The 22,753-nt window shown below is 63.7% G+C and carries 24 protein-coding genes; 7 read left to right on the plus strand and 17 right to left on the minus strand.

All coding sequences use genetic code 11. From position 1 onward, the window contains the following. The 3 genes from GSQ90_RS16045 to GSQ90_RS16055 all read right to left on the minus strand — a co-directional run bounded on the left by GSQ90_RS16045 (position 1) and on the right by GSQ90_RS16055 (position 2,742). Positions 1 to 1,401: a YeiH family protein gene (locus GSQ90_RS16045; protein WP_158815862.1), complete on the minus strand. Its 1,401-nt coding sequence runs from the start codon at positions 1,399 to 1,401 to the stop codon at positions 1 to 3. A 236-nt stretch (positions 1,402 to 1,637) separates the two neighbouring features. Further along, a complete protein-coding gene (locus tag GSQ90_RS16050) occupies positions 1,638 to 2,204 on the minus strand; it encodes an HNH endonuclease (RefSeq protein WP_158815863.1) in 567 nt (188 codons plus the stop codon). Between the two features lie 112 nt (positions 2,205 to 2,316). Further along, complete coding sequence (locus GSQ90_RS16055) at positions 2,317 to 2,742, minus strand: metallopeptidase family protein (protein ID WP_158815864.1); 426 nt, start codon at positions 2,740 to 2,742, stop codon at positions 2,317 to 2,319. Positions 2,743 to 2,895: 153 nt separating this feature from the next. Between GSQ90_RS16055 and GSQ90_RS16060 the strand changes: the two genes are divergently transcribed. After that, on the plus strand, positions 2,896 to 3,153 hold the full coding sequence (locus tag GSQ90_RS16060) for a hypothetical protein (RefSeq protein WP_158815865.1): 258 nt from the start codon (positions 2,896 to 2,898) through the stop codon (positions 3,151 to 3,153). A gap of 27 nt (positions 3,154 to 3,180) precedes the next feature. Here the strand turns inward: GSQ90_RS16060 and GSQ90_RS16065 are convergent, their stop codons facing one another. Together GSQ90_RS16065 and GSQ90_RS16070 are read right to left on the minus strand one after the other, a co-directional pair. Then, positions 3,181 to 3,642, minus strand: a complete 462-nt coding sequence (locus GSQ90_RS16065) for a Crp/Fnr family transcriptional regulator (RefSeq protein ID WP_158815866.1) — start codon at positions 3,640 to 3,642, stop codon at positions 3,181 to 3,183. A gap of 20 nt (positions 3,643 to 3,662) precedes the next feature. Further along, positions 3,663 to 4,349: a response regulator transcription factor gene (locus tag GSQ90_RS16070; RefSeq protein WP_158815867.1), complete on the minus strand. Its 687-nt coding sequence runs from the start codon at positions 4,347 to 4,349 to the stop codon at positions 3,663 to 3,665. Between the two features lie 165 nt (positions 4,350 to 4,514). Between GSQ90_RS16070 and GSQ90_RS16075 the strand changes: the two genes are divergently transcribed. After that, positions 4,515 to 6,011 carry a DUF1800 family protein gene (locus GSQ90_RS16075; RefSeq protein ID WP_158815868.1) on the plus strand — a complete coding sequence of 499 codons (1,497 nt, stop codon included), beginning with the start codon at positions 4,515 to 4,517 and terminating at the stop codon, positions 6,009 to 6,011. Between the two features lie 5 nt (positions 6,012 to 6,016). Then, complete coding sequence (locus GSQ90_RS16080) at positions 6,017 to 7,243, plus strand: DUF1501 domain-containing protein (protein ID WP_158815869.1); 1,227 nt, start codon at positions 6,017 to 6,019, stop codon at positions 7,241 to 7,243. A gap of 30 nt (positions 7,244 to 7,273) precedes the next feature. Here the strand turns inward: GSQ90_RS16080 and GSQ90_RS16085 are convergent, their stop codons facing one another. From GSQ90_RS16085 to GSQ90_RS16095, 3 genes are all read right to left on the minus strand, one after another. Further along, entirely contained in the window at positions 7,274 to 7,684 is a 411-nt protein-coding gene (locus GSQ90_RS16085) for a DUF2000 domain-containing protein (protein WP_158815870.1), read from the minus strand. A gap of 37 nt (positions 7,685 to 7,721) precedes the next feature. Then, positions 7,722 to 8,588, minus strand: a complete 867-nt coding sequence (locus tag GSQ90_RS16090; RefSeq protein WP_210254907.1) for an AraC family transcriptional regulator — start codon at positions 8,586 to 8,588, stop codon at positions 7,722 to 7,724. A gap of 97 nt (positions 8,589 to 8,685) precedes the next feature. Further along, positions 8,686 to 9,144, minus strand: coding sequence for a GNAT family N-acetyltransferase (locus GSQ90_RS16095; protein WP_158815871.1), 459 nt, complete (start codon positions 9,142 to 9,144; stop codon positions 8,686 to 8,688). A 216-nt stretch (positions 9,145 to 9,360) separates the two neighbouring features. Here GSQ90_RS16095 and GSQ90_RS16100 point away from each other — a divergent pair, with 216 nt between their 5' ends. Next, a complete protein-coding gene (locus GSQ90_RS16100; protein ID WP_158815872.1) occupies positions 9,361 to 10,794 on the plus strand; it encodes an MFS transporter in 1,434 nt (477 codons plus the stop codon). Positions 10,795 to 10,914: 120 nt separating this feature from the next. Here GSQ90_RS16100 and GSQ90_RS16105 read toward each other — a convergent pair whose 3' ends face one another. From GSQ90_RS16105 to GSQ90_RS16115, 3 genes are read right to left on the minus strand one after another with little or no spacing between them, the layout of a single operon-like run. Continuing rightward, a complete protein-coding gene (locus GSQ90_RS16105) occupies positions 10,915 to 11,553 on the minus strand; it encodes a hypothetical protein (RefSeq protein ID WP_158815873.1) in 639 nt (212 codons plus the stop codon). Between the two features lie 30 nt (positions 11,554 to 11,583). Beyond that, on the minus strand, positions 11,584 to 13,293 hold the full coding sequence (locus tag GSQ90_RS16110) for a pilus assembly protein TadG-related protein (protein WP_158815874.1): 1,710 nt from the start codon (positions 13,291 to 13,293) through the stop codon (positions 11,584 to 11,586). A 28-nt stretch (positions 13,294 to 13,321) separates the two neighbouring features. Further along, complete coding sequence (locus tag GSQ90_RS16115; protein ID WP_158815875.1) at positions 13,322 to 13,933, minus strand: TadE family protein; 612 nt, start codon at positions 13,931 to 13,933, stop codon at positions 13,322 to 13,324. Positions 13,934 to 14,320: 387 nt separating this feature from the next. Between GSQ90_RS16115 and GSQ90_RS16120 the strand changes: the two genes are divergently transcribed. Both GSQ90_RS16120 and GSQ90_RS16125 read left to right on the plus strand, forming a co-directional pair. Continuing rightward, positions 14,321 to 14,653 (plus strand): hypothetical protein, encoded by a 333-nt coding sequence (locus GSQ90_RS16120; RefSeq protein WP_158815876.1) that lies wholly within the window; start codon positions 14,321 to 14,323, stop codon positions 14,651 to 14,653. A 631-nt stretch (positions 14,654 to 15,284) separates the two neighbouring features. Next, the gene (locus GSQ90_RS16125) at positions 15,285 to 15,641 is read left to right on the plus strand and encodes a hypothetical protein (protein ID WP_158815877.1); all 357 of its coding nucleotides are present in this window, start codon (positions 15,285 to 15,287) and stop codon (positions 15,639 to 15,641) included. Positions 15,642 to 15,816: 175 nt separating this feature from the next. On the opposite strand, the gene GSQ90_RS16130 is transcribed toward GSQ90_RS16125, so the two are convergent. Beyond that, positions 15,817 to 16,179: a helix-turn-helix domain-containing protein gene (locus tag GSQ90_RS16130; protein ID WP_246731629.1), complete on the minus strand. Its 363-nt coding sequence runs from the start codon at positions 16,177 to 16,179 to the stop codon at positions 15,817 to 15,819. Between the two features lie 149 nt (positions 16,180 to 16,328). Between GSQ90_RS16130 and GSQ90_RS16135 the strand changes: the two genes are divergently transcribed. Then, complete coding sequence (locus GSQ90_RS16135) at positions 16,329 to 17,255, plus strand: SDR family oxidoreductase (protein ID WP_158815879.1); 927 nt, start codon at positions 16,329 to 16,331, stop codon at positions 17,253 to 17,255. A 155-nt stretch (positions 17,256 to 17,410) separates the two neighbouring features. Here the strand turns inward: GSQ90_RS16135 and GSQ90_RS16140 are convergent, their stop codons facing one another. From GSQ90_RS16140 to GSQ90_RS16160, 5 genes are all read right to left on the minus strand, one after another. Continuing rightward, positions 17,411 to 18,217: an exodeoxyribonuclease III gene (locus tag GSQ90_RS16140; protein WP_158815880.1), complete on the minus strand. Its 807-nt coding sequence runs from the start codon at positions 18,215 to 18,217 to the stop codon at positions 17,411 to 17,413. A gap of 141 nt (positions 18,218 to 18,358) precedes the next feature. Then, a complete protein-coding gene (locus GSQ90_RS16145; protein ID WP_158815881.1) occupies positions 18,359 to 19,063 on the minus strand; it encodes an outer-membrane lipoprotein carrier protein LolA in 705 nt (234 codons plus the stop codon). Between the two features lie 141 nt (positions 19,064 to 19,204). Further along, the gene (locus GSQ90_RS16150) at positions 19,205 to 19,495 is read right to left on the minus strand and encodes a type II toxin-antitoxin system RelE/ParE family toxin (protein WP_158815882.1); all 291 of its coding nucleotides are present in this window, start codon (positions 19,493 to 19,495) and stop codon (positions 19,205 to 19,207) included. Further along, complete coding sequence (locus tag GSQ90_RS16155) at positions 19,492 to 19,800, minus strand: type II toxin-antitoxin system RelB/DinJ family antitoxin (RefSeq protein WP_158815883.1); 309 nt, start codon at positions 19,798 to 19,800, stop codon at positions 19,492 to 19,494. Before GSQ90_RS16155 ends, GSQ90_RS16150 begins: the two co-directional genes overlap by 4 nt. Positions 19,801 to 20,064: 264 nt before the next feature. Next, positions 20,065 to 22,671 (minus strand): DNA translocase FtsK, encoded by a 2,607-nt coding sequence (locus tag GSQ90_RS16160; protein ID WP_158815884.1) that lies wholly within the window; start codon positions 22,669 to 22,671, stop codon positions 20,065 to 20,067. Positions 22,672 to 22,753: the final 82 nt, after the last annotated feature.

Consider the following 22,753-nt stretch of genomic DNA (forward strand, 5'->3'; position numbering starts at 1 on the left):
CTAACGCGCGAGATTGGCCCAGTGCGACGCGAACACGATCGCCGACAGGAGAAAGCCGAGCGCCACATTGACGACGACGCCGACGCTAAAGGCGGCGAACGGCTTCCTGCCGGCCTGCGCCAATTCGCCGAATCTCGTCGTCAGCCCGATGCTGAAGAAGCAGAAGATGAACGCCCAGGTCCGCAGATCCTTGATCGGCGCGACGAGCGTCGGATTCACCAGCTTGTTGTAGTCGGCGAGGCTATAGCCCTGCGCCGCAAAGGTGACGATCAGCGAGGCGATGACGAAACCGATGACGAATTTCGGGAAGCGCCACCAGATTTCGGCCGCTTCCGGCTTGCGGCCGGATTCTGCCGGCTCCCAGCGGGTGGTCGAAATGATCGCGAGGACGAGCGCCCAGACGCCGATCCAGACGTCGCGGCCGACCACTTTCATCAACGTGAAAGCCCAGACCGCCTGATCGCTCGTCCCGGCGATCCCAGGGACCTGACCGGCGAATTCGCCATAGGTCTGCGCGGCGGCAAAGCCGGCGGCGTCGGCGAACTCGGATGTGCCGATCCAGGCCCCCGCGACGCCGGTCGGGAGGAGCAGGAACCGCGCGGCGAAGGGCAGAACGAAGATCATGACGATCGCCCACAGGATGACCACGGCGATGGCGATCGGCGCATCGCCCTTCTTGGCGCCGACGGCGCCGGCGATGGCGATCGACGCCGAGACGCCGCAGACCGCGCCGCCCGCGGCGAGCGTCGCCGCCAGACGCTTGTCCAGCCCCAAGCGGCGAGCCACGGCGAAAATCACCAGGAAGGTCGCGATCGAAACGATCGACGCCTGCAGAATCGCGACCGGGCCCGCCCATACGATCAGCGAGAAGGGCAGGGTGGCGCCGAGCAGCACGATGCCGGTCTTCACGTAGAATTCGACGCGGAACCCGGCGTCCATCCATCGCGGCAGGCCGATCAGGTTTGAAATCAGCAAGCCGAGGACGAGCGCGACAAGCGGCGGTTCGAGATTGTAGTAATTGGCCTGCGTCCATTGGCCGAGCGCGAAGATGACGACCGAGGCGACGTAGAGGAAAACGAAGGAGGGGATGAATTCCCGCGCGCTATGGCCGAGCGCAACCAGCGCGACGCTGAAAATCGCCAGCCAGAAGACGAATTGCGCGACATAACGAACGCCATTGGCCGCGAAATGCGCGCCGAGCTGACCGAGGCTGGACCATTTCTCCGGCGTTACGGCGATCCATTTGAGGCTCGCGCCATTGGCGAACAGGACATAGCCGACGACGACGATGCCCAGACCCAGCCAGATCGCCCACCAATCCTCTTTCAGCCAGAGTTCGCGCCAGCCTAGTGTCGATGATGGCGTGAAATCGGCCCGGGTTCCCAATTCGGTCGTGCTCATGATCGTTCGCTCTCTGCGGTGAAGGTCAGCGCGCCTTCAGCCGGAATCCGCCCGATCATTGTTATCTCTACGAAGTAATAATGTCTATCAATTTAGTCTACATATGCGGACAGGGGTTCACTTCTTCCACGCGTGGAAAAACACGACACGCCCCGCCGGGGAAGATTGGACGCCATTGACGGAAGATCGTGTGAAAAGTGAAGGCGTGCGGACGCCAGCGCCGATTCGCGCCCCGATCACGGCTCCAGTTCGCTGTCCCAATAGAGATAGTCCATCCAGCTCTCATGCAGATAATTGGGCGGGAACAGGCGCCCGTTCTGGTGGAGGTCATGGACGGTCGGCTGAAACGGCATGGTGGCGGGCCACATGCGGGCGGCGGCGGGCAGGAGGTCGCCCTTCTTCAAATTGCAGCAGGAACAGGCGGCGACGACGTTCTCCCAGCTTGTGAGGCCGCCCTTGGAGCGCGGCACCACGTGATCGAAGGTCAGTTCGTCGCGTTCGCCGCAATATTGGCAGGTGAAGCGGTCGCGCAGGAAGACATTGAACCTTGTGAAAGCGGGAAATCGCGACGGCTTCACATAGGTTTTCAGCGAGACGACCGAGGGTAGCCGCATTTCGAACGAGGGGCTGCGCACCGTCAGGTCATAGAGCGAAACGATATTCACGCGATCGAGGAACACGGCCTTAATCGCGTCCTGCCAGCACCAGATCGAGAGGGGGTAATAGCTCAGCGGACGGAAATCCGCATTGAGCACCAAGGCCGGACAGGCTTCCGGCGACACCGCTCGGACATGAACCGTCAATCCGACGCTCCGTTTCTCCGCGAACAGGCAACCGGATGCGAATCCGATTGTCATAATAGTCTACAACTGGCGTGACGGACTTGTGAAGGCGCCATAGATGGCGGCGTTGGCCTCAAGCCGCAGCCGCCTCGATCGCCTCAATATCCTCGTCCGAGAGGCCGAAATGATGGCCGATCTCGTGAACCAGGACATGGGTCACGACAGTTCCCAGACTATCCTCCCCCTCGCACCAGAAGTCGAGCAAGGGGCGGCGGTAGAGCCAGACCATGTTGGGCAAGGTCCCGGTTTCGGCGACCGCAGGGCGATGAATCATGCCGCGACCGCGAAACAGCCCTAGCAGGTCGAATTCCGTCTGCGCGCCCATTTCGTCGAGCGTCTCCTCATCGGGAAAATCGACGACCTGGATAATCAGCCCCTCGCAAAGCTTCTGGAACCCGTCGGGCAATCGTGCGAACGCGGCTTCGGCCAGGCGCTCGATGTCGCCAGCCGTCGGCGCGCCGACGACCGCCCAATCTTCCAATCGCGAGGTCTCGTTCATTCCGGGGAACCTTCGAACAAGGGGCGCGTTGTCTCCGCAAGCCTGCTGCGGCCCGCCTGTCCGGTCAATCTTTTGTGAAAATCGACGGGCGCCCGCATCCGGCAATTATATCAGACCGTAACAGGAAGACGGGAAGCACGGGAGATGGCGAACATGACAAACGCCCCCTATTTCGATGAAGACGCCCTTGAGGCCAGTACGGCCGATGGCGAAGTCCGGGCCATGGCGCAGCGCCAGTTCGGGATATCGCTGATCGTCGCATTCGCTCTTCTGGCCGTGGCCGGGATGATGGCGGTGCGCGCGCCTCATGACGAAGCGACCGTCGCAACGGCCGCGCCGCACAGAATCGCGGGCGTCCAGGCGCCGCAGATGGTGGTGGCGCAGCCGGTTCTGGCGATGAACCAGCAATAAGCGGACAAAGGTCGGGGCGGCTCGCCCCTAGCGGACGGGATCAATCGCCCGCCGGCGCAATTCCTCAAGCTCTCCGGAGATTTTTCGCATCCGCGTCGCCAGATTGGCCCGTATGCGCGCCGCCTCCTTGGGAAACTCTCCCAGCACGCGATGAAAGACCTGGCGCGGGATTCGCAAGACAATAGAGTTTTCCCGCGCCCGCGCGCTGGAAGGGCGGTGAACTTCCGCGACCATCGCATTCTCGCCAATCAGCGTCCCCGCATGCGCGATATGCGCGCGCTCTCCCGCGTGTCCGCGCGCGGTCAAGATGATGGCGCCGGAAAGAACGAAATAGCCGCAATCGCCCAGATCGCCTTCCTCGAAAAGGCTTTCATTGGCGGACAGCATCCGCTTTTCGGCGGAGAAGGCGACGAGCTGGATGGCTTCGCGCGGCAGCAGATTGAACGGCCTTGTCCGCGATAGGCGTTCGATGTCGTCGGCAAGCGCCATCTAATTCCCTCCCGCAACGCTCACGGCAGCAGCTTGTAGCCGCCGGCGTCGGTCACCAGCAGGCGGGCGTCGGCCGGGTCGACTTCGATTTTCTGCCGCAACCGATAGATATGCGTCTCCAGCGTGTGGGTCGTGACATTGGCGTTATAGCCCCAGACGTCCTTCAGGAGCACTTCGCGCGAGACGACCTGCCGGTCGGCGCGATGCAGGAAGCGCAGAATGGCCGCCTCCTTCTCGGTCAGGCGAAGCCTCGCGCCTTTGGCGTTGACGAGGTTTTTTGAGGCGGGCCGGAACGTATAGGGGCCGATTTGAAATTCGGCGTCCTCGCTCGCCTCGTGCTGGCGCAACTGGACGCGCAGGCGCGCCAGCAGCACCGCAAAACGGAACGGCTTTGGAATGTAATCGTTCGCGCCCGCGTCGAGCCCCAGGACGGTGTCGGCGTCCGAATCATGCGCGGTCAACATGATGATCGGCCGTTTGAAGCCGTCCTTGCGCATCAGCCGGACCGCCTCGCGCCCGTCCATGTCGGGCAAACCGACGTCCATCACGATGAGGTCGGGCGGATTGTCATGCGCGATCGTGCGGGCCGACGTCGCATTGTCGGCGACGGAGACCGCGAATTCCTCGTGCAGCGCCAATTGTTCAGCCAAAGCGCCGCGCAGCTCGGCATCGTCGTCGACGATCAGGATATGGCGGGTCTGGACCATGAATGATTCTCTCGTAGGGTCGGTTCGGCTTCGATCATATCCGGTTTTCCCGTAATCCGCATAGACGCCCGCAATGTCGGCGCGGCAAAAGCGAATTGTTCACTTTGTGGTCATGATTGGAGTGTTTCTATCGGCTGCGCGGGGGCGCAGAGGATGGCTCAATTCATGGCGATTCCCGACCCGCGCTTGCTCGTCGCCTTCAATCGCTTCGGTCTTGGCCCGCGCCCGGGCGATTTTGCGCGGACGAGCGATCCGCGCGAGGCGATCCTCGCCGAATTGAACGCGCCCCAGAGCGCGCTTCTCGCCGATCCCGCCTTGCAACGCACGCCTCTGATCCTCCAAGCGGTTTATGCGGACGAGGACCGCAAAAAACAAGAACGCGACCGCCTGGCGCAGGCCAATCTCGCGCGCCTTGGCATGCCTGCGCCCAATGTCGCGGCGTTGATCGAGACGCCGCCCGCCGCGCCGCCAACGCCCGCCGCCATGTCCGCGCCTGCGATGACGGGCGCGCCCGCCGCCATCGCGGCCCCCGCCATGACGCCGCAGGTTCCGGTCGAACAACAGATTTTCCGCGCGGAAGCGACGGCGCGCTTCGCCCGCGCCTGCGCCGCGCCGATCGGCTTTGTCGAGAGGCTCGTGGCCTTCTGGTCGAACCATTTTTGCATTTCGCTCGCCAAGAGCAATATCGGGCGCGCCTGCGCGGGCGCCTTCGAGCGCGAGGCGATTCGCCCCTATGTGACCGGCCGTTTCGCCGACATGCTGCGGGCGGTCGAGCAGCATCCGGGCATGCTCAATTTCCTCGACAATGCGCAATCCATTGGCCCCAATTCCAAAGCGGGGCAGAATCGCAAACGCGGCTTGAACGAGAATCTGGCGCGCGAAATCCTGGAATTGCACACGATGGGCGTCGGGTCAGGCTATAGCCAGACCGATGTGACGCAGCTTGCGCAGGTCCTCACGGGCTGGACGATCGTCGGGCGCGAGGGCAAGCTTGGCGAACCTGGCGCCTTTGCTTTCAACCCCAACGCGCATGAACCGGGGACGGCGACATTGCTGGGGCGCGTTTACGCCCAGGATGGCGTGGCGCAGGGCGAAGCGGCGCTCGCCGACATCGCGCGTCAAGGCGCGACAGCGGCCCATATCGCCAAAAAAATCGCGCGCCATTTCGTCGCCGACGACCCCGATCCCGCGCTTGTGGCGCGGCTCGCCAAACTCTTCCGCGACAGCGAGGGCGATCTGGGCGCGCTGGCGCATGCCCTCGTCATGGACGAAGCCGCCTGGAGCGCGCTGGCGACGAAGATACGCAATCCCTGGGAAATCGTCGTCGCCTCTCAGCGCGCCTTCAATCGCCCCGTCGCCGATCCGGGACCGGCGCTTAATGCGATGAACCTTCTGGGCATGCCGCTTTGGCAGCCGGGCGGCCCCAACGGATTTTCCGACGATACGGCCGCCTGGGCTTCGCCCGAAGGCATGAAAATGCGCCTGGAGCTTGCGGCTCAATTCGCGCGGCAGACTAAAGACGCGCCCGCGCCGGCGGCCCTCGTCGACGACATTCTCGGCCCCACCGTCTCGCCGCAAACGCGCGAGGCGGTGACGCGCGCCGAGTCGCGCGAACAGGCCTTCGCGCTGCTCATCATGTCGCCCGAATTTCAGCGGAGGTAACGGCCATGCTCCTTTGCGAAACGCCCAAACTTTCCCGCCGCGCGCTTCTGACAGCGGGCGGCGCGCTTTACGCCTGGGCGCATATCCCGTCTTTCGCCAGGGCCGCCGATGCGCGCGATCCCCGTCTTGTTGTGATGATCTTGCGCGGCGCGCTCGACGGCCTCTCCGCCTTGGCCCCGATCGGCGATCCTGATTATGCCGCGCTGCATGGCGAACTGGCGCTGCAATGGGCGGGCGCTCATCCCGCTCTCGCGCTCAATTCCTTCTTTGGCCTCAATCCCGCCATGCCGAATTTTGCGCGCCTCTATGGCGCGAAACAGGCGATCGCCGTGCATGCCTGCGCGACGAATTACCGCGAACGCTCGCATTTCGACGGACAGGACGTGCTCGAAAGCGGCATGCCCGGCCCCGGCCAGGTGCAAAGCGGCTGGCTCAACCGCGCGATCGCGGCGCTCCCCAAAGGCGAGCGCGTTGCCGAGCGCGGCGGTCTCGCGGTCGGCGCCACGCCGCCGCTGGTGTTGCGCGGGGCCGCGCCGATTCTCGGCTGGGCGCCGTCCGGATTAACCGCGCCGACCGACGATCTGACCGCCCGGTTGATGGACCTCTATTCCCATCGCGATCCCGCCTTGGCGGCGGCGCTGCGGGCGGGCATCGACGCCGACCATATGGCGACGAAAAACGGCATGGATGGGATCAAGCCGGGCGGCGACATCGCTTTGGCCATGCGCAAGGCGGCTGAAGGGGCGGCGCGGTTGATCAGCGCCGATGACGGACCTCGCGTCGCCGCGCTCGCCTTCGACGGCTGGGATACGCATGTCAACGAGGGGGGCGCCACTGGACGCCTCGCGCAATTGCTCGGCGGTCTCGACGGCGCGATCGCGGCGTTCGAGACGGAAATGGGTCCGCGCTGGAAGGACACCGTGATCGTCGCCGCCACGGAGTTCGGGCGCACCGTGCATATCAACGGCACGACGGGCACCGATCACGGCACGGGCACGGTGGCGTTCCTTGCCGGCGGCGCGCTCAATGGCGGGCGCGTCATCGCCGATTGGCCGGGCCTCAAGACTGCGGACCTCTATGAGAATCGCGACCTCAAGCCGACGACCGATCTGCGCGCGGTGCTCAAAGGCCTGCTGGCCGATCAATTCGGCCTGTCCGCGGATGCGCTGGGGCGGACGGTGTTTCCAGACACATTGGGCGTGAAGCCGATGAACGGGCTGCTGGCGGCGTAAACCTGCGAACACTTTGCTGAAAAGCGCTGACTATGGATGCAGCGCGGCGCCCTTCGTCGCCTTGTCGACATCCTTTTTCGGTCCCCGCAGCGCGACGCCCACAAGATCGGGTGCGTCCGCCGGCTCCGCCCGGAACGCCGCGCGATTGGCCGCGTCGTGCCCGGTGGAGAACATCGCCCTGACATAGACGGCGCGGGTCAGGCCGCGCTCGATGCCGGCGCGCCAGGCGCGCTGCAACGCCTCGGGCCCGGCTGCGAAGATCAGCATGGGCTGGCCGAGCAGCCGGGCGTGCCGGCGGCCCACCGAATCTTCATAGGGGTCGCCCATCGCCTCCGGCGCCGCCCCGGCAATGCCCGTCGCGAGGAAAGCCGTCACATTCAGCTTCTGCCAGACCGGGAGATCGTCCAGCACCAGAATCGCTACCTTCGTATCAAAAATCATGTCCATCGCCTGCGTGATCCCCATTGGGAACCGCAGTTCAGCCGATGTCGGCCCCATTGTCTGGAACGCCCGTGCAGCAGGCGCGGTAGGCGGCCGGCGTCAGGCCGTAGCTTCGGCGGAACCAGCGGCCGAGATGGCTCTGGTCGGCGAAGCCGCAGGCCGCCGCGACGGCGGCCGGTCTTTCTCCGCCCGCCAGCATGGCGCGGGCGCGCAGCAAGCGAATTTGCACGAGATAGGCGTGCGGCGAAGCGCCATAGGCTGCGCGGAAGGCGCGCGCGAGCTGGAAGCGATCGGCGGCGCCCGCCGCCCGCGCGAGCGCGTCGGCGCCGATATCTCGATCCATTTCGTCGTGCAGCCGCTCGCGCGCCCGCCGCGCCACGGGCGCATCGTTTTGCGCGGTCGCGCGCCGCTCGGGGCGGCCGAGATGGCGCCGCAGCAGCCGCAGGACCGCGTCCAGCGCCGCATCGCGCGCCAGCCGCCCGGCGGGCTCTGCAAGGGCGCTACAGGCCGCGCGGACCGCGCCGCCGAGCGCGGCGTCATCGGACAGGGTGGCCCGGAAGGCCGGATCGCCGCCCGGCGCGCCGGCGAGGCCGGCCCGCAACCAGGCTGGCGGAAGATACAGCATACTGTAAGCGAAGCCGCCGGCGTTTCCCGCTTGCCCGTCATGCATCTCTCCCGGCTCGATCAGGATGACGCGCCCTGGCGTGCTGCGCTGGCGAGCGCCGCGGCAGAAGAAATCCTGCACGCCGCGATCGGTGACGCCGACCAGCCAATCGTCATGGCGATGCAAATCATAGGCGTGGCCGGCAAAACGCGCGCGGATCGCCTCCACACCGCTCGCGCCGTCGCGCGTGAAACGGATGCGGTCGGGCGGCGCATTGATCCCGGCGGGCGGCGCGGTCAATGCGGGAAAGGCTCGGATAGGATCATGGCGCACCCAGCATAGTGGAATCGACCGAGGCGGAAAATTGCGCAAGCGCTCCCATCCGCCACGCCCGGCTTCACAGCGCGAGTTTATAGCCTTCGTGGCTCGCTTTGAACCCGAGCCGTTCGTAGAAACGATGCGCGTCAGGACGGCTCTTGTCTGTCGTCAGTTGAACGAGAGCGCAGCCGCGCGACCGGCACTCGGCGATCGCCCAATCCATCATTTGCCGGCCGAGACCGGCGTTGCGGCAATCGGCGGCGATGCGAACCGCTTCGATCTGTCCGCGCCATGCGCCTCGCCTGGCGAGCCCCGGAATGAAAGAAAGCTGGAGCGTTCCGATGATGCGGTCGTCGATCACAGCGACGACGAGCCATTGATTGGGATCGGCTTCAATGGCTTGAAAAGCGGCTGAATAGTCCGGATGCAACGGCAAGCTCGCATCGTCGCGCTGACGCCCCAATTGATCGTTGGCGATCAGAGCGATGATTGCGGGTAGGTCAGACGAGCGCGCGGCGCGGATCAGGACGCTTTTCATCGCCAGATGATTGCCGAGATGATTTGTTCTTGTCCAATGCCCTTTGGTCTGGCGCGGAAATCATGAGAAAATGAGGGCGTTCCGCCCATAACGGCCCGCAAAAGATATCTCTTCGCCTTGGCGCGCGCGCGTCGCGCCGACTTTGGTCCGCGGGCGCTGGCAACCGAAAGCCCGCGGCCGCGTTGATGTCCGGATTCCTCTTCATCCGGCGAGAGCATGGATCCGGGCCTCCTCACCACAAATATCCCCGCGCGCCTGGAGCGCCTGCCTTGGGGGCGGTTCCATACGCTCGTGGTCGCGGCCCTCGGCATCACCTGGATTCTCGATGGGCTTGAGGTGACGTTGGCCGGCTCGGTGGCTGGCGCATTGAAGGCGAGCCCGGCGCTTGGCTTTTCCGATCCGGAAATCGGCCTGGCCGGCAGCGCCTATCTCTTTGGCGCGGTGGTCGGCGCGCTTTTTTTCGGATGGCTGACCGATCGCCTCGGGCGCAGAAAACTGTTCTTCATCACCATCGCTGTCTATCTCACTGCGACCGCGCTGACGGGCGCCTCGTGGAGCGCCTGGAGCTTTTTTCTTTTCCGCTTTCTCACCGGCGCCGGCATCGGCGGCGAATATGCCGCGATCAATTCGACGATCCAGGAACTCGTTCCCGCGCGCTATCGCGGTTTTACCGATCTGGTCATCAATGGCAGCTTCTGGGTGGGCGCGGCGCTCGGCGCGCTCGTCGCGGTCGCGCTTTTGAACCCCGCTCTCGTCGATCCCGAGACCGGCTGGCGGCTCGCCTTTCTCGTCGGCGCGGCTCTTGGCGTGATCGTCTTTGTCATGCGGATGTGGATCCCGGAGAGCCCGCGCTGGCTGATCATTCACGGACGCGCGGCCGAGGCGGAAGCAGCGGTCGGCGAGATCGAGGCGCGCTTTCGCCGCGCCGGCGCCGAGCTTGCGCCGGTCGAAGACGGCGCCGGCATCCGGTTGCGCTGGCGTTCCCACACGCCAATTTTAGAAGTGTTCGATACATTGTTCAGAAAATATCGGCTGCGCACTTTGGTCGGCCTCGCGCTGATGGCGGCGCAGGCGTTTTTCTACAACGCGATATTCTTCACTTACGCGCTGGTTCTCACCAAATTCTATTCTGTCGACGCCGGTCGCGTCGGCTGGTACATCCTGCCCTTTGCCGCCGGCAATTTCCTCGGACCCGTGGTCCTCGGGCGCCTTTTCGACACGCTGGGCCGGCGCCGGATGATCTCGATCACCTATGCTCTGTCCGGTCTGCTGCTGGTCGGCTGCGGCGCGCTGTTCGAGCAGAACCTGCTGACGGCGTTCACGCAAACGCTCGGCTGGATGATCGTCTTCTTCTTCGCTTCGCCCGCCGCCAGCGCCGCTTACCTGACCGTCAGCGAGACCTTCCCGATCGAAATTCGCGCGGTGACGATCGCCATTTTCTATGCGATCGGCACGGGGATCGGCGGCGTCGCCGCGCCCTTCATTTTCGGCAAGCTGATCGAGAGCGGCTCCCGCCAGAGCGTCTTTGCAGGTTACGCCGTCGCGGCCGCATTGATGCTCGGCGCCGCCATCATCGCCGCGCTTTTCGCCGTGCGGGCCGAACGCAAATCGCTCGAAGACGTCGCGACGCCGCTGTCGGCGGCGTCCTGATTCGGACCCGGCTCTCGATTGCTTGAAAGCGTGCGCGATTTGGGAAAAGCCGGCGTCCACGTTTTCGCCGTGCGCTCCAGGCGCCGCGGCGCTTTCAATAGCGTTTCGATCTCGCCGTTGTTACGAAGAGACGGCCCGCAAGTGGGGCGTGGGCGCGCCGCCGGCCGTTGGTCTGCCTGGAGGCTCCGATTTTGCGGGCTTCTGCGGGCCGCGCCATGGGCGGCCTCTCGCGCCTTCGCCATCAGCCAGGCGCTTTATGAACGTCAGACAGCCGTGCGATTGAGCTTCCGTGGATTCGCGGCGCAATTCGATGATTTGCTTGTCGTTGGTTTCCGCCCGCTGCACCTGCGGCAGAAAGCCGCCGCCCCAATCGATGACGACTTTCGCGATCAGTTCGGAAAGCTCGGGGCGTTCCCCCAATTCGTAAACGATGGGTTCCGCCTCGATCCTATCCCGCTTTGAGGCGCCGGGTGTGGAGAATATTTCCGGTCGCTTCGATAGGACGCCGTAGATCCCGACGAACAGGGTCTCCTCATCGGGCGTTACGACAAACGACGCCCAGAATTTCGCGTGTCCGATTATTTTTTCCGCCCGCGCGCTCTGACGCGATTGGTGCGCCATGAAGTCGTCATAGCTGTCGCGCCACAGCTTGTAAGGCGCGAAGTCGCGGTCCGCGCCGGCGCCTTGATGGCGGAGAAGGCGAACGTTCCGGGGATCGATCTCCGCCGCTTCGAGAAGAGCATTGAACATGATCGGCAAAGGAGGTCTCCAGTTTCGCGGGACGGCCGCCTAATTCACCAAAACCGCGTGATTGCAATTGACGCCCATCACCCATGTGTCGGCGTTGCCGAGGCCGACGCCGAGCGTGCCGAGCAGACTGGCGAGAACCTGGTCGATCGGGCTCACCGCCGCCGCCGCCACGCCCGCCACGGTTTGCGAGAGATTGGCGGGCACCAACAGCGGCAGCCCGATCACGTTGACGGTCAAGTGCAGGCCGCCGATGAGGCTCGAGAGCAGCGAGGAGATGTAATCGGTCGTCGACACCGTTTGCTTCGTGCCGGCGCTGATCTGCGCGGCGGTGAACGTCACCGGCGTCGCCTGCATATTGGCGATCGATGCTGTGGCCGATCCCGTGACCGTCACCAGTCCCAACACATTGAGGATCGTCGCCGGGCCTGGCGATGGGGCGGTGGTGAAATCGTTGAATTGGACGTTCGACACATTGCCGATGAACGCGCTGACGATTCCGGGCGTGACGCCGAGCGTCACCGATTCGGCCTGCGTCGACGATGGGCATTGGATCGCATTCAATGTCGCCGTGCCGGACGCGATCTCAATATAGATCGGCAGATTGACCGCGACGCCAAGAACCTGGCCGACCGCCACCGTCAGCAGCACCCGGGTCTGGGCGGTGTGAACGCTCGCGCCTGCGCTCCCCACCGTCACCCAGCTTGTGCCGACAGGGCGTTCGCCGATCGCCAGTTGCAGGCTTGCGCTGGCGATGCCCGGCACGCCGGCGTTGAGCGTCGTCGTAATCTGATGCTGCCCATTGGCGACCTGCGCGGCGGCGGAGACGAGATCGAGGGCGGAGACCGCGGCGCCGATGAGCCCCGTCGAGCCGACCGTATTCTGCGCATAGGGGCCGTAATTGATGAGGGAATTGAGCTGCATCACCGTCGACGAGCTCGCTTCCAGCGCGGCGATCTGGGTGAGGGCACTAATTTCCGTCGCATTGGAGCCGGAGCTCGCCTGCGCCGCGTCGAGCATGGCGCCGAACACCTGACCGACTGTGACGTTGGAATTAGCGAGGGAATTATAGGTGACGCCGGTAAGATTGGCGCGGGTCGCCAGCGCGTTGGAGAACGAGAACATGTCGATGTTGGCCGAGACTAGCGATTGATAGCTCATCGCGGAAAGCGAAAGACTGCCGCCAAGCAGACTGCCGAGCAGCGAGTTGAGCAATCCGCCATTGACCGTCAAGAGACTGGAGCCGATGGCGAAGGAGGCGTTGGTCTGCTGCATCGCGACGGCTTGCGCGCCGATGGTCACGCCGCTGCTGCTACTGACCGTGTTCGACGACGTGTTGTTGCTGGAGGAGGCGAGGGCCCTGAAGACGCCGCTAAAGAACACCGGCGCCGTCGCTTGCGTCGTCACCAGCACCGCATTGGCGCCGCTCGCCTGCGCCTGGAATCTTTGCGCGGCGGGCGTCGCGCTATTAGCGGAATAGATTCCGGTCGCGACGCTTTGCAGGACGCCGGCGGGATAGCCGTTCAACTGCAGTTCGCTGGTCGCCGTCTGCTGGGCGGTGGCGAGATTCTGGGCGGCGGCGATGGCCGCAAGATCGGTATAAGTCTGGAGATCGCGCTTCTGGAAGTAGAAAAAACCGATGTCGACCGCGATCGCGACGAAGCCAAGCAGAATGACGGACAACAGCGCTGTCGCTATGGCGACGGCGCCGCGGCTATCCGCGGCGAAGCGACGACAATGCCTAAGATTCATGCCGGCCTCCCATTGGCAATGGCGCGCTTCACGCGCCCCCGTTCAAGACGACGGCTGTCCTGTGGATCGTCGGCGAGGGCAGCGGGAGCAGATTGCTGAACTGGTAGACGAATGAACCGGACATGTCGTAAGTAATATTCACCTGATAGGTGGATGGACTGGTGCTAACTGTCGCTGACGTCACTGAAATTTTCTTTGGATCGAGGAAAGTATAAGATCCTATATTGCTGCTGATAAATGTCGTAACTATGCTTGAGCGCTCTGTATCAGACATTCCAGCGACCGACGCCCGAGCAGCTTCTGCTGCAAGCTCTTGAGTTCCAATGTACGTATTTTCTACTGTAGCGTAACAAATCAATCCAAATATAAGGAGAACGAACATCGGAAAAACTAGCGCGAATTCTATGGCGCTGGCGCCTCTGACGCTCCTGTCATCGGCCTGATCGGGGGCGGAAGGGTCGAAGAAGATCGCCATCTCGCGCGTCAAAGGCGGAAGGAAGCTCGGCGCGCCCATCGCGAATTCGTCTGCGGCGTTGCGGCCTTTGTTCCATAACGGCCCCATGCCTGCTCCTCCCGTTTTACGGATCGGCGTCCGCCTGCGCCGCGATATTGCGACAAGGGTAGCCGCCGCGATAATCATGCCTCGTTCGGCGTCGGCTGGTTTCCTGTTTCCCCGGCATGCGCCGCAATGGCGGCATTGAAGTCAGCATAATAAAAGCAATCTAATATTGTACTAATTTATATCGTCATATAATAGCCCATATCCTGCCCATGAATCGTCATCGTCGCGGCGCACTGCCCCTCTGACGGCGACATGACGGTCGCGACCGTCGAACAGCAGGCGGCTACAGATGCAGGCTTCCAAACGGTCGCGAAGAGACGCCTCCCCTCTAAATTAGGCTGGTGAGTCGCAGACGTCTGACGGAAAATACGACGGAGTTTTCAGGGCTTTGCAGGCATGAGTTTTTGTCGCGCCCCGGTAGCCAAAGGGACGGAGAAAATCGGCCGCAGCGCAGAGGAGTCGGCTATGGAATCAGTCGACGACATCGGAAAGTTGGTCGCACATCTTGAAATCTGTGCGCGAACCGGCGCGGGCGCACATTTGACGCCCGATTTGGTTGAACGGCTGCTGGTCGCGCTTCGCGCCCATATCGAGGCCGTCGAGCAGTCCCAGCCAGCGTTCGAGGCGCACCCATTCCAGGTGGTGGCCGTGGTCGCCGAAGGGAGCGCCGAAGAGATTCTGGCGCTTGCCTCCGACGCGTTGATCGCCAGGGCCATATTTGATGAGGCGGCGGAGTGGCAATCTGGCCGCAAAATCAGATTGAAACACCACGCGCGCGTCCTGGCTGAATCGGCGTAGCGCCCTTTGTTCGAATTGTGAAAGCCGCGCCAGGCCAATGGAAAGGCGCATCGCCTGGCGGCGGCTAAAAGTCGCGAAAATCGCCGCCGCTAAGGAAAACCCCCGCCGCCAAGCCTGCGGTGAAACTTTATGGTAAACATTTTGTAACACCTTTGCCGTGAAAATTATGCGACATGCCGTGCAATCAATGAGGCTCGTTTGGGGGGCAAAGTCGCCTGCGATTTTCGCCGGCGTCCCGCGCGGAGAATGAAATCAAGGGAAATTCGCCCCTCTATGCGTCACTTTGCCGCATATCGAAACTAGGGGATTCGCCGTTTTCCGGCTCGTCCCCTCATACTATTATCCGATATCGCTGATGTGTCGTTTTGTCGCGCAAACGTTTACTGACTCGGAAGAACGGGCCGCAGGCGTGAAGGCCAATTCTCCCCACGTCGATTACGGGAAATGTGTCCGACGCCGCTTAATGTTAGAGAGCCGTTCTGTGTCTCGCTCGATTTCCGCTCCAGTGGAAATCATTCCGATCGTTTACTGAGTGGAAAGAACGGGTAGCTGAGATGAGGGCCAATTCTCTTCGCGGCGATTCCGGGATTCATAGTCGGCGGCGCTTAACCTTACGGCGGTGTGTCACCTCATGATTGAGCCCGATTCGATTGACAGCTTGGCGAGTGGCGACATCCACAAACTTGCCGATCAATTGGCGCAACATTCCCAACGCGGCGCCGGCGCGCATCTGACGCCGCAATGCGTCGATCTCGCCTTGGCGGCGCTTCGAGCCTATGGCGACATGTTGGGGCCTCCCAAAATCAAACGAACCCGACAGATGTTTCAGGTCGAGGCGATGGATAGCCGGGGCTGGCCCGAGGAAGTGCTGGCGGTCGTCAGAGACGCCCTGATCGCCCGTGCGGCCTTCGAGGAAGCGGTGAAACAGCACCCGGACCGCAAGATCCGGTTGCGGCACGGGACGAATCAACTGGCGGAATCGGCGTAGCGCGCGCGTTTCGCCCTCGCGCAACCCCCCAATCAGGCCAAGCGCGCCGCCGGACCCGCGCCGGCGCCAGCGGTCAAATCATACGCTCGGCGCCCCTCATGCGGACGGGCGTGGCGTCTGCGTTTGGTGGTCAACGGACAGACAGCGGGAAATCTGACGAAGCGCCGTAGCTTTGTCACCGGTAGACGGCCTCATCGAACGCCAAGCGGGCGTCCTTAATTGCGGCATGGCTTCGATTGGCCCAACGGACAAGAGAAGCCAGCGGTTCAAGGATCGTGGCGCCAAGAGGAGTTAGCCGGTACTCGACGCTGGGCGGCTTGGTCGGGAATACCGCGCGCGCGATCAGGCCATCACGCTCCAGGTCGCGGAAAGTCTGCGTCAACATCCGCTTGGAAATGTCCGGGATCGCGCGCTGGACGGCGCTGAACCGGCGCGGGCCCGCCGCGAGAGTAACCAGTATCAGCGTTGACCACTTATCCCCGATGCGATCGAGAACGTCCCGCACTGGGCATTGGGCGTCGGGCGACCAATCGGGCAGGTCTTCGACGAAGGAGTGACTGGCCGCGTCAACGGCTGCCGGGGCGGTTACTGCTGCCTCACCTTGTCCCAAAATCCTGCCTCCTTCACGCCGCCCATGGTCTCACTTAGTTACCTTGTGTCGGATGCAAACCACAGGGAAAAACGATCATGCCCGCCACGCCCACGCTCTTTATCACCGCCGCCACCGGCCAGCTCGGAAGCCTGGTCATTGACGCGCTCCTTGAGACAGCGCCCGCCAGCGCCATCGTGGCGGGCGTGCGCGATCCCGCCAAAGAGGCGGCGGTCGCGATTCGCGACAGAGGCGTGGAGGTCCGCGTCGCCGACTATTCCCGGCCGGAGACGCTGGCCAGCGCGCTTGCGGGCGTGGATCGGCTTCTCCTGGTTTCCGGCAGTGAGCTAGGCCAGCGCACGGCGCAGCACCGCAACGTCATCGCCGCCGCGAAGGACGCGGGCGTTGGCCTGATCGCCTACACGAGCATCCTTCATGCGGACACGTCCCCGCTGTTCCTCGCGGGCGAGCATCGCGAAACGGAGGCCGCCTTGGCGGAGTCCGGCGTGCCGTTCGTGCTGCTACGGAACGGTTGGTACACGGAGGTTTATACGTGGAGGATTGCGCCCGCCTTGCAGCATGGCGCGTTTCTCGGCGCGTCCGGGGAGGGCCGTATCTCGTCCGCCGCCCGGGCCGACTACGCCAGGGCTGCGGCGGTCGTGCTGGCGGGCGGCGACCATGCCGGCCGCACCTACGAGTTGGCCGGCGACGCCTCCTACACGCTGGCGGATTTTGTCGCCGCTGTGGCGGAGTCCTCAGGCAAGCCGCTCCCCTACCGGAACATGAACGCGGAAGATTACCGAACGGCGCTGCTTAGTGCCGGCGTGCCCGAAAAATTCGCCATGATCTTGTCGGACACCGATGCGGGCGTGGCGAAGGGGGCGCTATTTGAGGGTGGCGGCGACCTTGCCCGGCTGATTGGGCGGCCAACCACCCCCTTCCGCGCCACAGTCGCCGAGTTCGTCCAGAATAAGCTTTTGGCGGGCCGACCGTTGAGCCACGCAGAGATCGGCCCACCGCGTTAGCTGCAAACAGCTCGGCTTCCCAAAAGCGAACGCATAGCGGGGAGAGAGCGGCGCGTAGAGCCTGTTACGATTCGATTGAATCGCAACAGGCTCTATATTCCCCGAAAACGCGCGCGCTTCGCGACAAACCGGCATCCGCTTCTTTGCGGCGCGCGCTAGAGGTCCAGTTCGACCATGATCGGGACATGATCGGACGTGCGCTCCCAGCCGCGCGCGTCACGCAATATCTCCATCGCGCGCAGATTGGCGCCGAGCTTTGGGCTGACCCAGACATGGTCGAGCCGGCGCCCCTTGTTGGCGAGCGCCCAATCCGGCGAGCGATAGCTCCACCACGTATAGAGCTTTTGGCTATCGGGCACGAATTTGCGCAAGGCGTCGACCCATTCGCCCGCCGCCTGGACCGCGTTGAGTTTTTCGACTTCGATGGGCGTGTGGCTGACGACCGAGAGCAGCGCCTTATGGCTCCAGACGTCATGTTCGAGCGGCGCGATATTGAGATCGCCGACAAGGATCGCTCGCCCCGCCGCGATCTTGTCGCTGCGCGTCCACGCCTCCATTTCATCAAGGAAGGCGAGCTTGTGCGCGAATTTCTCGTTGATTTCGGGATCCGGCTCGTCGCCGCCGGCCGGCACGTAGAAATTATGGATGTCGAGGCCCGCGGCCGCCCCGCCTAACGTCACATGCATATGGCGCGAATCGCCCTTGCCGCAGAATTCGCGCTTCCGGCTGGAATGGATGGGAAAGCGCGAGACAATGGCGACGCCGTGATAGCCCTTCTGGCCGTTGATCGCGATATGCTGATAACCAAGCTTGTGAAATTCGGACAGGGGAAACTCGGCGTCGCGGCATTTGGTCTCCTGCAGGCACAGGACGTCCGGCTGCTGCTTCTGCAGATAACGCGCGACGAGGCCGATGCGCAGCCGCACCGAATTGATGTTCCAGGTCGAGACGGTGAAGCGCAAGGGAGCCTGCTATGCCAAGAGAGCGGGCGGACAATGGCGGCTTCCCGCGCCGTTGCAAGAGCGCGCGCGCACTTGCCCACAGACCATGCGCCGCACAGGTCTCTCGAACGGCCTGTTATCGGCGCGACGATTGCGCAGCGCTCAGTGCTTTTGCCCGATCATCCGCTGTTCGTCGATCGTGAACAGGCTTTCGTCCGGTTTCGTCGTCAGGTCGATATTGAACAGCGTCACGACGGTCTGGTAGCCCTGCGCGTCGTTGACGGTCCATTGCTTGAGGGCGAAGGTCGTCGGATCGAACAGCAGTTCGATCTGCGCCGAGCCGCCGAGCGTCGCCTTGTCCTCGATCAGGATCGACACGGCGGCGTCATTCGTCTCGACGCGCAGAACCTGGGTGTCCTTGGCCAGATCGATATGATCGGCAAGCAGGAATTTCAGCGGCGTCTGCCCGATGAGATAAAGGTCCTGCGTATCCATCTTCTGGTCGCGCACGGCGACGCTGCGCCCGTCGGCGATGATCTCGAGCCTGGCGGGCGGCGCGAACTGGAATCGCATGCGGCCGGGCCGCTCGACATAGAGCTTGCCTTCGGAGCGATGGCCGTCGGGGCCGATCTGCACGAAATCGGCGGTCAGGACCTGCGCGCTTTCAAAATAGGCGTTGGCGCGGCGCACCGCCTCCGCGCTGCTGATCGCCTGCTTTGGCGCGGCCTTGGCGTCTTTGGCCGGTTTGGCGCCGGGCGTGGCTTTGGCGGCCGGATGCAGGTCGACCGGGGCGTCCTGCGCCAGCGCGAATCCGCCGGGGCCGGTCAGCATCAGCGCCAGCAAAGCGATCAACCGCGACATCGACATGATGGCTCCTTCGCCGGCTTTTTTTCGTGTGCGCCGGCCGCGCCGCGCTGCTGTAGGGAGCCGATGTGGCGTTAATTGGACGCGCTGCCGCCCGGGTTCGTCCGCCCAATTGTCGTAATCATATCGCTGCACATGAGCCCCTCAATCCGGCATTGCATCAGGCCATCGCCGCGACCCATGCAAGATGCGCAGAATGTGCGCAGTGTCGCCAATAACCCGATAGGCGGCCAAATATGGCGTTTGGTTAATGATCAACTCGCGCGTGCCCTTTATGCGACCAGGGCGGCCGCGCTCCGGGAATTCGATCAGCAGGGCGACGAAGGCGCTAATCCGGTCATCCATCATGATGGCGGCGCGTGGGCTATCCGCTTCGAGGTAATCGAAAATTTCGTCGCGATCCGACAACGCAAAATGGGACCACTCAAGCTTCACATCTCGCCCTCGGCGGCTCTACGGAGGGCTGTCGCGCGCCGCCTCACGAAATGAGCTTCGACATCTTCGTGCGGGATCGGGGGACGCGTATCCTCTAAAGCCTCCTGCACTTTCCCCCGGAACCAGGCGTCATAGGCCGCAGGATCGGTTGCAAACGCGAGGGGTAGGGCGCCCTCTTTGGCGATGCGGGTCAGCAAGATACGCACCGCGTCGGAGATGGTCAGACCCATATTGTCCAAAACCGCCGCCGCACGCTCTTTTACGGCCGAGTCGATACGCGTCTGCACGAGTGCATTGGCGGCCATGGGCGTTTTCTCCGTTCAACAAGCTGGTCAGTGTTTGTAATTCATTTGAATGACAAACTCCAGCTTTCTTTGCGGACGGGTTGATGCGAACTCATTGAGCCACAGGGACGCTAGCGATCTGTCGCGTAGCCGCAAACGAGAGGCTGTGCGGGCCGGCGCAAGCTCCTCAGTGGGCAGGGTCCTGCACATTTATTTCAGACAGCAATTTTCTCAGCGACTCCGCATGATTGTGGTCTTCTGGGTTCTGCTCGTACGACGGACCTGCTACTCGTCCTGTTCGACCGAGAAGGCGCCGCGATCGACCCCCTCGCCGACCAGGATTTCGCGCTTGCCGGCATGATTGGCGGGACCGACGACCCCCTCCTTCTCCATCCGCTCGACCAGGGAGGCCGCCTTGTTATAGCCGACCGAGAGACGGCGCTGGATATAGCTCGTCGAGCATTTGCGGTCGCGCAGCACGATGTTGACGGCGCGGTCGTAATAATCGCCCGCTTCCTCGGCGTCCATCGAGCCGGGCGAAGCGGCGGGGCCGCCTCCTTCGTCATCTTCGCTCGGGCCCTCGTCCTCGGTGATGGCGGTCAGATATTCCGGCTGGCCCTGCGTCTTCAAATGGGCGACGATTTTTTCGACCTCATTATCCGCGACGAACGGCCCGTGCACGCGCGAGATGCGTCCGCCGCCCGCCATATAGAGCATGTCGCCCTGGCCGAGGAGCTGCTCGGCGCCCTGCTCGCCAAGAATGGTGCGACTGTCGATCTTCGAGGTCACCTGGAACGAAATGCGCGTCGGGAAATTCGCTTTGATGGTGCCGGTGATCACATCCACCGACGGACGCTGCGTCGCCATGATGAGGTGGATGCCGGCCGCGCGCGCCATTTGCGCGAGGCGCTGGATCGCCCCCTCGATATCCTTGCCCGCGACCATCATCAGGTCGGCCATTTCGTCGACGATGACGACGATATAGGGCAGTTCGGAGAGCTCCATCTCCTCCTGTTCGTAGATCGCCTCGCCCGTCTCGCGATCGAAGCCGGTCTGCACCGTGCGCGTGATGATTTCACCCTTGGCGGCGGCCTCCGCGACGCGCACGTTGAAGCCGTCGATATTGCGTACGCCGACTTTGGACATTTTCTTGTAGCGGTCCTCCATCTCGCGCACCGCCCATTTGAGGGCGACCACCGCTTTTTTCGGATCGGTGACGACAGGCGTCAGCAGATGCGGAATGCCGTCATAGACGGAGAGTTCGAGCATTTTCGGATCGACCATGATGAGCCGGCACTGTTCGGGTTTCAGCCGATAGAGCAGCGACAGGATCATGGTGTTGATGGCGACCGATTTGCCCGAACCGGTCGTGCCGGCGACGAGCAGATGCGGCATGCGCGCGAGATCGACGATCACCGGCTCGCCGCCGATCGTCTTGCCGAGCGCGATCGGCAGGCGGTGTTTCGACTTCTCGAAATCCTGGCTGGCGAGGAGTTCGCGCAAATAGACGGTTTCGCGGCGCTGGTTGGGCAGTTCGATGCCGATCGCATTGCGTCCCTGCACCACGGCGACGCGGGCCGAGATCGCCGACATCGAGCGCGCGATATCGTCGGCGAGGCCAATGACGCGCGACGATTTGATGCCCGGCGCCGGCTCCAGTTCATAGAGCGTCACGACAGGGCCGGGGCGGACGTTGATGATCTCGCCCTTGACGCCGAAATCGTCGAGCACGCCTTCGAGAAGACGCGCGTTCTGCTCAAGGGCGTCCTCGGAAATCTTGGAGGCGACCAGTTTCTTGGGCTCCGCCAGCATGAACAGCGGGGGAAGCTGATAAGCGTGGTTGATGCGATCGAGCAGCGAAGGCTGCGTTTCGTTGGCGATGCGCCGCCCTGGTTTGAGGGCGCCGGCGGGCGCGGCGACGCGCGAGACCGCGCTCGCCGCGGCCGGCTGGGCGACATCGGCGGGCGCCGCGGCAGGCGCTGGCCCACGGCCAGGCGCCGTCGCGCCGAAAGACGGTTCGACGCGGCGGGGCGATGCGAGGGCGCTGGAATGATCGTCGCCCGAGGAAAAAAAGCTGCTCTGGCGATTGAGCCATGGCGCGCGCGGGGGAACGCCGCCGGGCTCTCCCTGACGCTTCCTCGCCGCAAACAAGCGCCGCACAGCGCTTTTGACGGTCAGCGCGACATGGATCGCCGCGCCGAGCGAGACCAGGCCAAAGCCCGGCTCGCCTTCCGAATCCTCGTCCTCGTTGTCGACCGGCTCTTCGACGCGGCGGCGGGGCGGGGCGACGGTCTTGGCTCTCGTCTCGAACTCGTCATCGTCCTGCGTCTGCATCAGGCCAAAGCCGGCCGCCGCCGTCAAAGTCAGGATGGCGACGCCGGCCAGCGTCAAGCCGGCGATCAACATGCCGCTCGCCGAGCCCGCGAAGAAACAGCGGGGAAGCCACAAGACGGCGTCGCCCAGGACGCCGCCAAGGCCCGTCGGCAGCGGCCAGCGGGCAGGGGCGGGCAGGAATGAGGCGAGGCCGGCGGCCGCGGTCGAGCCGACGAGCCAAAGAGCCACCCGGATGCGCGCGCGCTCCAGCCTGCGGCGCGTCATCAGGCGCCAACCCCAGAATGCCGGCGGCGTCAGCGCTACGACGCATGAAAGCCCCATGGATTGCATCGCAATGTCGGCGGCGATGGCGCCGGGGGCGCCCAAAAGATTGTGGATCGCCGTCGATGTCGCATGGTTCAAGCTGGGATCTTCGACTGACCATGTCAGCAAGGCGAGCGACATCGCCCCGACGCCCGTGAGGACGCCAAGGCCGATCAGCTCGGCCGCGCGCCGTTTGGGAAATTCCCGAAGAGAATCGGGCAGGTAGTCGATGATCGAAAAGCTCGTGGTTCGCATAGCTTGGTCCGCACTCGACCGGATCGGGGCGCGGCGCCCGGCGCCGGTCTTGCCGCAAGCTAGGCGCGCGGAGTTAATGCCG

The sequence above is a fragment of the Methylocapsa sp. S129 genome (genome assembly GCF_009765995.1).
In the GTDB taxonomy this organism is placed as follows: domain Bacteria; phylum Pseudomonadota; class Alphaproteobacteria; order Rhizobiales; family Beijerinckiaceae; genus Roseiarcus.